17 protein-coding genes and 2 pseudogenes are annotated in these 12,692 nt (G+C 24.2%); 9 read left to right on the top strand and 10 right to left on the bottom strand.

The annotated features are described in order from the left end of the window. Positions 1-5 precede the first annotated feature (5 nt). From AAHM82_RS00400 to AAHM82_RS12390, 3 genes are all read left to right on the top strand, one after another. Entirely contained in the window at positions 6-398 is a 393-nt protein-coding gene (locus AAHM82_RS00400) for a hypothetical protein (protein ID WP_342264190.1), read from the top strand. 140 nt (positions 399-538) lie between these two features. After that, on the top strand, positions 539-979 hold the full coding sequence (locus tag AAHM82_RS12395; RefSeq protein ID WP_342263396.1) for a transposase family protein: 441 nt from the start codon (positions 539-541) through the stop codon (positions 977-979). Continuing rightward, a complete protein-coding gene (locus tag AAHM82_RS12390) occupies positions 976-1,368 on the top strand; it encodes a transposase family protein (RefSeq protein ID WP_342264845.1) in 393 nt (130 codons plus the stop codon). The genes AAHM82_RS12395 and AAHM82_RS12390 overlap by 4 nt, the downstream gene beginning before the upstream one ends. A 144-nt stretch (positions 1,369-1,512) precedes the next feature. Here the strand turns inward: AAHM82_RS12390 and AAHM82_RS00390 are convergent, their stop codons facing one another. The 8 genes from AAHM82_RS00390 to AAHM82_RS00355 all read right to left on the bottom strand — a co-directional run bounded on the left by AAHM82_RS00390 (position 1,513) and on the right by AAHM82_RS00355 (position 6,180). Next, a complete protein-coding gene (locus AAHM82_RS00390) occupies positions 1,513-1,758 on the bottom strand; it encodes a hypothetical protein (protein WP_342264189.1) in 246 nt (81 codons plus the stop codon). 43 nt (positions 1,759-1,801) lie between these two features. Next, complete coding sequence (locus tag AAHM82_RS00385) at positions 1,802-3,694, bottom strand: hypothetical protein (RefSeq protein ID WP_342264188.1); 1,893 nt, start codon at positions 3,692-3,694, stop codon at positions 1,802-1,804. A 15-nt stretch (positions 3,695-3,709) separates the two neighbouring features. Continuing rightward, the gene (locus AAHM82_RS00380) at positions 3,710-3,982 is read right to left on the bottom strand and encodes a hypothetical protein (protein WP_342264187.1); all 273 of its coding nucleotides are present in this window, start codon (positions 3,980-3,982) and stop codon (positions 3,710-3,712) included. After that, on the bottom strand, positions 3,960-4,352 hold the full coding sequence (locus AAHM82_RS00375; protein WP_342264186.1) for a hypothetical protein: 393 nt from the start codon (positions 4,350-4,352) through the stop codon (positions 3,960-3,962). The genes AAHM82_RS00380 and AAHM82_RS00375 overlap by 23 nt, the downstream gene beginning before the upstream one ends. Positions 4,353-4,374: 22 nt before the next feature. Continuing rightward, positions 4,375-4,623 carry a hypothetical protein gene (locus AAHM82_RS00370; protein ID WP_342263448.1) on the bottom strand — a complete coding sequence of 83 codons (249 nt, stop codon included), beginning with the start codon at positions 4,621-4,623 and terminating at the stop codon, positions 4,375-4,377. Between the two features lie 137 nt (positions 4,624-4,760). Beyond that, positions 4,761-5,720, bottom strand: a complete 960-nt coding sequence (locus AAHM82_RS00365) for an IS1/IS1595 family N-terminal zinc-binding domain-containing protein (protein WP_342263352.1) — start codon at positions 5,718-5,720, stop codon at positions 4,761-4,763. Positions 5,721-5,735: 15 nt separating this feature from the next. Next, on the bottom strand, positions 5,736-6,083 hold the full coding sequence (locus tag AAHM82_RS00360; RefSeq protein WP_342264185.1) for a hypothetical protein: 348 nt from the start codon (positions 6,081-6,083) through the stop codon (positions 5,736-5,738). After that, positions 6,034-6,180 carry a hypothetical protein gene (locus tag AAHM82_RS00355; RefSeq protein WP_342264184.1) on the bottom strand — a complete coding sequence of 49 codons (147 nt, stop codon included), beginning with the start codon at positions 6,178-6,180 and terminating at the stop codon, positions 6,034-6,036. The genes AAHM82_RS00360 and AAHM82_RS00355 overlap by 50 nt, the downstream gene beginning before the upstream one ends. 80 nt (positions 6,181-6,260) lie before the next feature. Between AAHM82_RS00355 and AAHM82_RS00350 the strand changes: the two genes are divergently transcribed. Then, positions 6,261-6,482 (top strand): hypothetical protein, encoded by a 222-nt coding sequence (locus AAHM82_RS00350; RefSeq protein ID WP_342264183.1) that lies wholly within the window; start codon positions 6,261-6,263, stop codon positions 6,480-6,482. Positions 6,483-6,544: 62 nt separating this feature from the next. On the opposite strand, the gene AAHM82_RS00345 is transcribed toward AAHM82_RS00350, so the two are convergent. Together AAHM82_RS00345 and AAHM82_RS00340 are read right to left on the bottom strand one after the other, a co-directional pair. Further along, complete coding sequence (locus AAHM82_RS00345) at positions 6,545-7,288, bottom strand: hypothetical protein (RefSeq protein WP_342264182.1); 744 nt, start codon at positions 7,286-7,288, stop codon at positions 6,545-6,547. A 488-nt stretch (positions 7,289-7,776) separates the two neighbouring features. After that, entirely contained in the window at positions 7,777-8,736 is a 960-nt protein-coding gene (locus AAHM82_RS00340) for an IS1/IS1595 family N-terminal zinc-binding domain-containing protein (RefSeq protein WP_342264181.1), read from the bottom strand. Positions 8,737-8,859: 123 nt separating this feature from the next. On the opposite strand from AAHM82_RS00340, the gene AAHM82_RS00335 reads away from it, so the two are divergent. From AAHM82_RS00335 to AAHM82_RS00315, 5 genes and pseudogenes are all read left to right on the top strand, one after another. Next, positions 8,860-9,300, top strand: a complete 441-nt coding sequence (locus AAHM82_RS00335; protein WP_342263396.1) for a transposase family protein — start codon at positions 8,860-8,862, stop codon at positions 9,298-9,300. Continuing rightward, positions 9,297-9,545, top strand: a pseudogene (locus AAHM82_RS00330) (hypothetical protein); the annotation flags it as partial. The gene AAHM82_RS00335 and the pseudogene AAHM82_RS00330, both read left to right, overlap by 4 nt. Positions 9,546-9,572: 27 nt before the next feature. Further along, positions 9,573-10,800: pseudogene (locus AAHM82_RS00325) on the top strand (IS256 family transposase). After that, positions 10,801-11,025 (top strand): transposase family protein, encoded by a 225-nt coding sequence (locus tag AAHM82_RS00320; protein ID WP_425289041.1) that lies wholly within the window; start codon positions 10,801-10,803, stop codon positions 11,023-11,025. Positions 11,026-11,305: 280 nt separating this feature from the next. Continuing rightward, complete coding sequence (locus AAHM82_RS00315) at positions 11,306-12,613, top strand: hypothetical protein (RefSeq protein ID WP_342264180.1); 1,308 nt, start codon at positions 11,306-11,308, stop codon at positions 12,611-12,613. The last annotated feature ends 79 nt before the right edge of the window (positions 12,614-12,692 follow it).

Below are 12,692 nucleotides of genomic sequence, written 5' to 3'. Positions count from 1 at the left end.
TTAAAATGAAAAAAATTTTAATAAAATTATTTAAAAAAGATAATTCAAAAGAAAAAACGCCATTAAAATTAAGGATTAAAAATTCTTTTAAAAAACAGTGGTTAAAAGTATCATTAAGTATTATTTTCATCTTTATAAGTTTATTAATTTGTGCATTAACAGTAGTTGATACTAAATGAATAACTGGAACAAGTGACGAATTTAATGATTTTATGAATAAAGAAATGGTTAATTTCTTTGGCAAGTTCAATAGTGGCGTTATGCTAGCAGGAATATTTGTTTTTTGATGAGGTGGCGCAATATATTTTGCAATTAAATTTGAAAAATTAATCCGCTTTATTATTCAGAAAATTAGAGCAAAAAGAGCCTTGAAAAATGAAATCAAACAAGCTCATTAATTCTTTAAAAAAATATTGATGAAGAATTTTACCTTACATTTTTAAAATTGGAAATTAATGATTTGAAATTATTAGACTTCTTGCAAAATTAATTTAAAATATAATTGAATTGTTGTTTTTAATAAAAAGGTGGAATTTAAATGAAATTTAAAAAAAATAATCAAATAAGTGATAAAAATTTTTTAAGATTAACTGGTATTAAACATACTACTTTTAATAAAATGCTAGAAATTTTAAAAATAGAAGAATTAAAAAAGAGATTTCGTCGCGGAAGAACCAATAAATTATCATTAGAAAATCGTATTTTAATGACTTTAGAATATTGAAGAGAATATAGAACTTATTTTCATATTGCAAAAAGTTATGATATTAGTGAAAGTAGTTGTTATAGAAATATCAAATGAATTGAAGACACTTTAATAAAACACCCTAATTTTCAACAACTTACTGGTCAAAAATCACTATTAAAAGATTATTTCAAAGATAAGACTGTTATAATTGATGTAACTGAAAGCCAAATCCAACGCCCAAAAAAAGACAAAAACAGCACTACTCAGGAAAAAAGAAAAAACACACAATAAAAACACAAGTTATAATTGAAAAAGATAGTAAAAAAATTATTAGTTCTGATTTTTCTTATGGTAAAAACCATGACTTTAAAATTTTAAAAGATTCAAAAATTAAATTTTTACCAGAAACAACTGTTTTAGTGGATTTAGGTTATCAAGGCATACAAAAAATTAATCATAATGTTTTAATTCCTAAAAGAAAATCAAAGAAAAACCCTTTAAATAAAGAAGAAAAGCAAAATAATGAGCGAATTTCAAAAATGAGAATTGTTATTGAAAATGTTTTTGCTATACTTAAAAAATTTAAAATTATTAGTGAAAAATATCGAAATCGTAGAAAAAGATTTGCTTTAAGATTTAATTTAATAGCTTCAATTTATAATTTACAACTATTAGTTTAAATATATTTGATAATTTAAAATTTCAGTCTTTTTTTATTGTAAATAATAATTTTTATTATGTTTTAATGACAAAATATTTGTAAAAATAATCTAAAAATTATTTTAATAACACTTTTATATTTATTTTAAATTTAAAAATTATAATTATCATATTAATTTTGCAAGAAGTCTATTGTCTTTTTGATACATGTTAATCTCTCCAACTCTATTTTTATCTCTTAAAAGATGAAAATATACTTTTTCTAAGTTTTCGATTTTAAAATTATAAATTTTATCTTTTTTATTGTTATCTTCATTTTTTTGTTCTACTGGTTCATTTGCTTTTTTAGAACAGCTAACTATTGGTAATATTGTTAATGTGGAAAGAGCTATTGTATTTAAAATTTTCATTATTTTAACTCCTTTATTTTTTCAATATATATATATATATATATTATACAAAAATTCGTAAAATCATTAGAAAAACGGCAAAACCGATTAAAAATTGAAAGGTATAGTAAAAGGCCGGCACTGTTTTAAAAATCGGAAAAATGGCAGTTGAAAAGTTAACTGTTGCTTTGGCAATAATCGCTAACGGGCGTAAAATTGTAATGATTTGTGACGCCGTCAGCATTCAGTTTAGCATTTTTATACCAGCATTTTGAATGGCACAGCCAATGTCATTAAAAGTAGGGATTCATCGTCCAGAATATTTACAATTTGCTGGCGGGATTATGTCATCTCATTCCGAATTAGTTGAACCATCAGGTATAAACGCTGTGGAATTAAGGACATTAAAGTCATAAATTTTAAAATTGTAATTAGCGGATATTTTTTTATGGTACAAAGGAAAAGTTAAGGTAAAAATATTAATACCATAGCGAATATCGATGTCGGTGTTAAGATAATTAATACTATTAGCAATCTTGTTAGTTGGTAAAGTAATGAGTTTGTTATCATAAGATTTAAGGACATTAAATTCAATTTGATAGATACTGTTATTATTTTTAATCGCATTATAATTTTCTTGGTGCGTTTTTTTATCAAAAGTAAAAAAATAACTTCTTAGTAATAATTCTGAATTACCAGTAACATTGATTAAGTATTTTTTGGGATAAAAAGTAATTAACGAGCGATAAAAGAAACCGATTTGAATAAAGTAATCTTTGTTGTAATTATCTACTCCCTTAAAATCAATTTCGGTATAAGTTTTTTCGTCCATATCAAAAGTCGCATAAAATAAACTAGCAAAGAAATTGCCAAGAATTTCATAGATTTCATCAAAAACATTTTTGTAATCGTTATTGTTAATACTAGGAATGTTGTTTTTAAAATAAAGGTAAATGTCATTTTTTAATTCAGGGTCGTATCTTAAAAAACTAAATTTAACATTAAGATAATTTAAGGTTCCAAAAAGGTACTTAATTAGATAGTAATCGTTAGTTTTTTCGGTGTCATATTTTCAGATTTCCTTTTCATCGTGTAATAATTGTAAATAGTTATTACTTGCAATTAAGGTTTTATTAAAAGCTTTAATTTTTAAAACATTTTCATTTATTTTATCTTCACTAGTAGAACTTTTGTGATAAAAATAGCTTTCGCTTTTAAAACCATAATTTTTAATCGTAAATTCTTTGTAATAACCTTTTTCTAGGGTGTCAACAAAATTAAATATTGGTGTTCAATAGAGATAAGAATAATTAAATTTATCAAAATCACCACGATGAATCATTAAATAGTCAAGATTATCAATAACATCGTTATATTTATGATTACCGTCAAAGCTAATAGTTGCTGTTGGTAATTCAATGTCGGTACTATCTTTTTCAATTTCAATTTCAAAGTTACTTGTATTTCTTAATGTATAATCTATTGTATTATCGCTATTGTCTCAAGTTTCTAACTTTGTACTTTGTACTTTGATTGTTATTTTTTTATTAATTATTCAAAGCTCATGTGGCTTTATATTAGGACCGTTAAGGTCAGTTATTTTTTGCCCATATGTAGTTATTAATTTTGTAATTTTATCTTGTTTATCTTGATTATTGTAAAATTCTTTTGTAAATAGGAAAATAAGTTTGTTTAAATTTTTTAATTCTGGTAATTTTTTATTTAGATTGATATTGTCTTTTTGATACATGTTAATCTCTCCAACTCTATTTTTATCTTTTAAAAGATGAAAATATACTTTTTCTAAGTTTTCAATTTCAAAATTATAAATTTTATCATTTTGTCTTTTAGTTCTAATTAGTTGTATTGTTGTTTTATCATTATTAATAATGTTTTGCGGAATGGTAAAAATGTTATTGAAACTAATAATTAACACGGTAAATATTTTCATAAACATTTTTATCACTCCTTTTTAAAATATTTTATTTTTTGTTGTTTTTTTAGTTTTGATTTTTTTAATAAGTCACTCAACACCACAATTTATAATTACCGCTATTGTAATGCATATATCTAAATATCCTAGTATCATAAGTGAAATTAATGCTTCAAATTTTTCATATAATAATTTCAAATCATTAATTTCCAATTTTAAAAATGAAATGAAAAAGATAGTAATCATAAAAATGTAAGATAAAATTCTCCATCAATATTTTTTTAAAGAATTAATGAGTTTGTTTGATTTCATTTTTCAAGATTCTTTTTGCTTTAATTTTTTTAATAATAAAGCGGATTAATTTTTCAAATTTAATTGCAAAATATATTGCTCCGCCTCATCAAAAAACAAATATTCCCGCGAGCATAATACCACTATTGAACTTGCCAAAGAAATCAACCATCTGTTTATTCATAAAATCATTAAATTCGTTACTTGTTCCAGTTACTCATTTAGTATCGATTGCTGTTAATGTACAAATTAATAAGCTTATAAAAACGAAAATGATACTTAATACTATTTTTAACCACTGCTTTTTAAAAGAATTTTTAATTCTTAATTTTAATGACATTTTTTCTTTTGAATTATCTTTTTTAAATAATTTTACTAAAATTTTTTTCATTTTAATTCTCCTTTCATATTTTTTATTGTCCTTTAATTACAATAAATAAGGCAATAAGTACACAAGTAACACCAAGAATGGTAAAAATTGGATGTTGCGAAAATGTTCGTGCCATTGGTTTAAATAGTTCTAAAATTGTTAAATTGCTAGTAATAAACTTTTTAAAATTGGCAAGACCCTCGCTAATATAGTTCGTTAAAGTTTCAAAATGACTACCAGCTAATAATCCAAGAACAGTTATTAAGATAAAAATAATAATTAGTTTAAACATTGTTAGTTACCTTGATTTGTTTTTATTGGTTTTATTTTTTAATTTTGTCGAAAACTCTTGATAAAATAAAAAAAATCATCAACTTGATAATTTTAAAAGGCTTTTATGTAAAATTACTATTTTTACTTTAACTTTTTTTATACATTAAAATATAATACCGCTGTTTGTTGATTTGGAGTTAAACCCTTATGTTGGTATTTTCATTTTCAGAGATTTAAATAATTTTGAATATTAGTAAAACCTAAACCATGATAATGAATTAAGGCTTCTTTAAGACTAGATTGTAATTTACTGATTTTATTTAAGTTACGATAACTAGCTTCAGGATTAATTGTTGTTTTAGTTACACATAAAGTAGAATTTGTTTGTTTTGCTACTAAAAAATATAATTTTTGCATATCGGAAGTAATAATTGAATTTTCGTTAATTAATTCTTTGTTCATATTTTCAATAACTCATTGTTTTTGTAAACGTTTGGTGTTTGTGGATTTAACATAAATATTGTTATTATTATCAATTGCCATTTGAATACAGCATTTAGTATTAGTTGCGAATGGGTCAAGGTGAATTCTTCGTGGATCAGTTTTATATTTGAAATTTCCTTTATGGATTTCTTTAATAAATGTTTCATCGATTTGGATTTTACCAGATAATTTTTTAAATTTTAATTGGGTATTTTCTAATTGTTTTGATTTCATTAATTTTTGACGATTATATCAAGCAGTTTTTAATGTAGTTTTAATAAAACGAGAAATTGTTTTACTAGATTGCCCCAGCAATGAAATTTGAATCAATAAATTTCATTGTTCATAATTTAAATGACTTCAATAAATAAAATGATTACGAAAAGCGTCAAAACTTGCACGGCAATTTTTACATAAATATTTTTGTTTTCCTTCTGAATTATGTCCATTTTTAACGCAATGGTAAGATTCACATTTAGGGCATTTAATACCTTGCGCTCTAAATTTTTGATCAATTTCATTTAAACGTTTTTGTTTTTTTATTAATTCTGCTTGTTGTTTGACTTTTTCATAAAATTCTAAAAATTGATCATCTGTTAAAGTATTTACTAGTTCTTGAATTATTTTTTCCATAATTATTATCCACCTCTATCATATTAAAATATACCTAAAATTAAGTATATTCAATAAATATCAAGAGTTTTCGACAAAATTAAAAGTTTTATTTGGATTTATTGGTTGTATTTGTTTTTTAACTTTTCCTCATGCACTTAAGCGACCACTATTTTTAACGGCATATCGGCGTTGCTTTTCTAAATTAACTTGTTGACTGCTAAAACCGAGAATAATTGCCATAAGAAATTCTACAGCCAGCGTTAAGAATAAAGGAAATATTAGTTGAATATTTGTTCCCGGTACTTCAAGACTTCAAATTAAATCAAAAACTTTATAAAGCATTTGAGCGAGAAAGTCCGCCATTTTTGCAAGATTTTCCATTTTTTATTGTTCCTTTCATAAGACTTGGTACATAACTATAGCATTTTATGTTTACTAAACCATAAAATTCATTTTCATTTTTGTATTTATCTAACATTTGTACTTCACCCAGAAAATAATATTATCAAAATAGTAAATAAAATTGAGGGTTATGTACCAAGTATATAGAGTAAAATAATGTTGTGGTTGATTGCGTTTTTAGTAGCGACAATATTAGAAAAGAGGTGAAATATGATAAATAGTCTAACCGCCGAAGAAGCTTTTTTAAAATTTTTAGAAGGTGCTTGAACTCTTGTATATAATATATTTGAGTTTTTATTTGGTTTTATACCAATGGCAATTTTTTTCTGAATTATGATTGTTGTTGGAATTGCACTGATAATGAAACAAAAATATTAAATAAAACTTAATTTAATTAATGTCTAAATAATAATTGTCGCTACTAAAAACGGGGTTAACCGTTATTTTTCTTTCATTTTTCTTAAAAATTTGCTAAATTTATCCATTTTTAAATATTCTAAGTCTTCTAAATCAATTGCTGTGTCAGTATAGCATTTGTCTTCATAGTCAGGATTTACTTTTGAATTTAAATAATCTCTTAAAAACGCTAAGTAAAAAGAATTGTAAGTGTTTAATATTGGTAGAGGAATTTTTAATTTAAAAAAATAAATATCAAGTTCAGGGATATCACGGTATTTAATGCGACGACCCTTTTTACTATTTTTAGCATCAATTAAGGTGTTTCGTCAGCGTTCATATTCTTCAATGCTCGTAAAGGTACCATAGATGACTTTTAAGTAGGGACGAAAAATATTAACAGGTTTTTTACGAATTCCCACAATCACATTATTAGCAATATCACGAACTTTAACTCAAATATGTTTATCTCTTTGACCACTAGCAAGCACAATATGACCAAAATGGCGTGCCAGAGCGAAATATTCTTGAATACCGGTTTCTTCGTTTTTGGTATTATTTTTTTCTCAATCAGTTCCTTCTAAAAATAAGTTGGTTTCATCTCACAAAAGTAAGGTTTTGTCTGGCAATACTGGATAATCAAAGTCTAACAAACCCATATGCCCTAAACTTAATTTTTGGGTTTCTAGTAATGGAAATGTTGATGCGATATGATATTTTTTCTTTTTTAATAATTTTGATGCGTATACTAGAAAAGCGGTTTTTCCAGTTCCTAATGAACCAATCACAATATTTAATGGTGAGTTTTTTAAGAAGTTAATAACTTTGTTAATTTGTGTTAAATTACCGATTTTAAAAAGAAAAATTAAAATACAACCTGCTAAAAATAAATAACTTACAATGTTTTTAAAATAACCGTTGTAAATATATCAAATTGCTCCTCAATGTCATAAAATTAAAAATGAGGTGCGATTTAATTCAATAAAATGGTTATTTTTTTCTATGGACGCGTAAAGTTTTGTTAGGTGAAAAAATATTTGATTAATTTTGAAAGAAAAGTAACTACAATTTAATTATCATTTTATTTGAAAAATAAGTAATAAAACAAAATATTTACTATTAACAAACATAATCTTAATAAAAGGTTATAAAAACAACATTAAAATAATTTTTTATTTTAATTTTGTCGAAAACTCTTGATAAAATAAAAAAAAATCATCAACTTGATAATTTTAAAAGGCTTTTATGTAAAATTACTATTTTTACTTTAACTTTTTTATACATTAAAATATAATACCGCTGTTTGTTGGTTTGGAATTAAACCCTTATGTTGGTATTTTCATTTTCAGAGATTTAAATAATTTTGAATATTAGTAAAACCTAAACCATGATAATGAATTAAGGCTTCTTTAAGACTAGATTGTAATTTACTGATTTTATTTAAGTTACGATAACTAGCTTCAGGATTAATTGTTGTTTTAGTTACACATAAAGTAGAATTTGTTTGTTTTGCTACTAAAAAATATAATTTTTGCATATCAGAAGTAATAATTGAATTTTCGTTAATTAATTCTTTGTTCATATTTTCAATAACTCATTGTTTTTGTAAACGTTTGGTGTTTGTGGATTTAACATAAATATTGTTATTATTATCAATTACCATTTGAATACAGCATTTAGTATTAGTTGCGAATGGGTCAAGGTGAATTCTTCGTGGATCAGTTTTATATTTGAAATTTCCTTTATGGATTTCTTTAATAAATGTTTCATCGATTTGGATTTTACCAGATAATTTTTTAAATTTTAATTGGGTATTTTCTAATTGTTTTGATTTCATTAATTTTTGACGATTATATCAAGCAGTTTTTAATGTAGTTTTAATAAAACGAGAAATTGTTTTACTAGATTGCCCCAGCAATGAAATTTGAATCAATAAATTTCATTGTTCATAATTTAAATGACTTCAATAAATAAAATGATTACGAAAAGCGTCAAAACTTGCACGGCAATTTTTACATAAATATTTTTGTTTTCCTTCTGAATTATGTCCATTTTTAACGCAATGGTAAGATTCACATTTAGGGCATTTAATACCTTGCGCTCTAAATTTTTGATCAATTTCATTTAAACGTTTTTGTTTTTTTATTAATTCTGCTTGTTGTTTGACTTTTTCATAAAATTCTAAAAATTGATCATCTGTTAAAGTATTTACTAGTTCTTGAATTATTTTTTCCATAATTATTATCCACCTCTATCATATTAAAAATATACCTAAAATTAAGTATATTCAATAGACTTCTTGCAAAATTAATTTAAAATATAATTGAATTGTTGTTTTTAATAAAAAGGTGGAATTTAAATGAAATTTAAAAAAAATAATCAAATAAGTGATAAAAATTTTTTAAGATTAACTGGTATTAAACATACTACTTTTAATAAAATGCTAGAAATTTTAAAAATAGAAGAATTAAAAAAGAGATTTCGTCGCGGAAGAACCAATAAATTATCATTAGAAAATCGTATTTTAATGACTTTAGAATATTGAAGAGAATATAGAACTTATTTTCATATTGCAAAAAGTTATGATATTAGTGAAAGTAGTTGTTATAGAAATATCAAATGAATTGAAGACACTTTAATAAAACACCCTAATTTTCAACAACTTACTGGTCAAAAATCACTATTAAAAGATTATTTCAAAGATAAGACTGTTATAATTGATGTAACTGAAAGCCAAATCCAACGCCCAAAAAAAGACAAAAACAGCACTACTCAGGAAAAAAGAAAAAACACACAATAAAAACACAAGTTATAATTGAAAAAGATAGTAAAAAAATTATTAGTTCTGATTTTTCTTATGGTAAAAACCATGACTTTAAAATTTTAAAAGATTCAAAAATTAAATTTTTACCAGAAACAACTGTTTTAGTGGATTTAGGTTATCAAGGCATACAAAAAATTAATCATAATGTTTTAATTCCTAAAAGAAAATCAAAGAAAAACCGGGCCTGTCCAAAATTCTGTGTCTTGATAATTCATTCTGAATTATACTTAAAAGAAGGAGAACAGAAAATGACAAAAAAAAAAAAAATAAAAAAAGAACCTGACGCAATTGATAAAGTTGTTGATTATTTTTTAGAAAATATTGATAATCCACAAGATTTATTTAAAGGCAATACTATTTTTCAGGAATTTACCAAAAAATTAACTGAACGAATGTTAAATACGGAAATTAAAGATTATCTTGAAACTGATGAGAATCATAATAAAAGAAATGGCAACACACAAAAAACCATTATTACTAAAAATGGTTCAATCGCAATTGATGTACCAAGAGATCGAAATAGTACTTTTGAACCAGTAATTATTCCGAAAAGACAAAGAAGATTTGATAACTTTGATCAAAAAGTAATTTCTTTATATGCAAGAGGAATGACAATTTCTGATATCAAAGCACAATTGCAAGAATTCTATCACGGAGCAGAAATTTCAGAAAGTTTAATTAGTCAAATAACTGATGATGTTATTGAAGAAGTTAAAATGTGACAAACTAAACCTTTAGAGAAGATTTATCCGATTGTTTATTTTGATTGTATTGTTGTTAAAGTAAAGCAAGATAAACGAATAATAAATAAAGCAGTTTATCTTGCCTTAGGAATTAATTTAGATGGTTTAAAAGATATTTTAGGAATGTGAATTAGCGAGAATGAGGGCGCCAAATTTTGACTTAATAATCCTTACGGAAATGAAAAATCGTGGCTTACAAGATATTCTTGTTGCTTGTAGCGATAATTTAACTGGAATGTCTGATGCAATAGAAGCTGTGTTCCCAAAAACACAGCACCAATTATGCATTGTTCATCAAATTCGTAATAGTTTAAAATTTGTCCCTTACAAAGAACGCAAACTTGTAGCTAATGATTTAAAATCAATTTATACAGCAATTAATGAAGAAATAGCGCTAGTTGCTTTAGATCATTTTTCTGAAAAATGAAATAAAAAGTATCCACAAATTACTAAATCATGAAAAAATAACTGAAATAATTTAATAATTTTTCTTGAATATCCTCAAGAATTTAGAAGGATTATTTACACAACTAATGCGATTGAATCTGTTAATAGTCAACTAAGAAAAGTCATTAAGAATAAAAAGATTTTTCCTAATGACGCATCAGTTTTTAAAATATTTTATTTAGCATTTCAAAATATGGTTAAGAAATGAACGATGCCAATTCAAAATTGGGGTAGTGCAATTTCACATTTAATGATAAAATTTGAGGACAGAGTGAATTTAAGTTAATTACTTAAAGACACAGTTAATTGTACAGTCCCGAAAAACCCTTTAAATAAAGAAGAAAAGCAAAATAATGAGCGAATTTCAAAAATGAGAATTGTTATTGAAAATGTTTTTGCTATACTTAAAAAATTTAAAATTATTAGTGAAAAATATCGAAATCGTAGAAAAAGATTTGCTTTAAGATTTAATTTAATAGCTTCAATTTATAATTTACAACTATTAGTTTAAATATATTTGATAATTTAAAATTTCAGTCTTTTTTTATTGTAAATAATAATTTTTATTATGTTTTAATGACAAAATATTTGTAAAAATAATCTAAAAATTATTTTAATAACACTTTTATATTTATTTTAAATTTAAAAATTATAATTATCATATTAATTTTGCAAGAAGTCTAATAAATATCAAGAGTTTTCGACAAAATTAAAATTAAATTTTGTAGATTTTATGATAAAAAATGATAAAATAAAGTAACTAAAATAATTGATAATTAGGAAGGATAACAATGATTAAAAAAATACCATTAGTTGTTAATATTATTATCATATTGTTTTTATTAGTAAGGTGTAACGCTTTTAATTTTTATGATTATCAATTATCTAATGATAATGATTCGTTAATTAATTATAATTGTGCTTTTGAGGGTGAGAATGCTAATCTTAAAAGTGAAGGGTTACAGTTCGAAGATGATTTTCATCGTTGGAGTTTAGATTTTGAATCATCATCATTAAATGGTGATTCAAATTATATGAAATATTTAGCAACTATTAATAGAAAGAAAAACAATATTGCTGAAAGGAAAGCATTACAATCTTGTTATAATGAGATTTTAAAAATTTCTAATAAAAGTACAGAGCAATATAATAAGTATAAACAAAGTTCATTATTGTTAAGAGATTATTATTCAAGATATGATGATTTAGTAAAAAATCTTGAAAATACTGACTTAAGAGATGGACAAAAACCAATGCTTGATTTGAAACTATTAGAACAAAAAATTGGTGATAATTCAAAGTATTTGTTAGCGATGTATAATTATTTAAGTAAATATTATGGTAAAAAAAATGTTGCTAAGTTATTAGTTGCCCTTTCGTTTACTAATAGTTTTGATTTACAGACTGATTCAGAAAGTACCTTAGGGGTTACGGTTTTAAATAGACAATATGGTTATCAGTTTATTGCTTTGCGACCAACTATTGTTGATGAAGATCATATTAAATCCCAATATTTTAATGGTCAATTTTCAACTAGTAATGTTACTACGGGGGTTATTCATGAGTATGGTCATGCGTTAGAAAACTTGTTAAATTTTTTTCCTGAGCAGTTAAATACTAATATTTTACCAGATGAAAGTAATGTTGCTGATGTTGCTGATGAAGTTCGTTTAGGTAAATGATTTAAAAACGGATTACAAAAATCTACTAATAAAAATCAAGCGAGATATAAAATGGGGTGAAAGTTAAAAAAAACAAAAATTTCTGCATCCCAAGAATTTGTTCGTTTTATTGCTAGTAAATTGGGGTATCTTCCAAGTAAGATTAAATTTATTGATATAAATGGCAATATATATTTTTCTAATTCAGAAACAAAAATTAGTGCTTTAGTATCAAAATTATTTGTTGATAGTAACTATGGTAAGTTTGTTAGTTTAAAAGAACAGTTTGCGGAGTTATTTAGTCAATGGTTATTACAACCGATTAGTAGTATACCAAGCAATCAATTATCGGTTCGTTGAACAATGCTTAATGAGTTTTTTTTGAAATACTTACCTAATAAGTATTATCAGGTTATTGGAACAAAATTGGTTCCGTAAGCGATAATGTTGTTGGCAGCAAGATAGGTGTTAAAAATAACTTTGGTAGTGTAAAATTTGTAGGGGTCTAGCTAAAACT

The sequence above is a fragment of the Spiroplasma endosymbiont of Clivina fossor genome, from assembly GCF_964031115.1.
Lineage (GTDB): Bacteria > Bacillota_I > Bacilli_A > Mycoplasmatales > Nriv7 > Nriv7.
The sequence above is the reverse complement of the archived record's forward strand: the minus strand, read 5'-3'. Positions and strand labels throughout refer to the sequence as shown.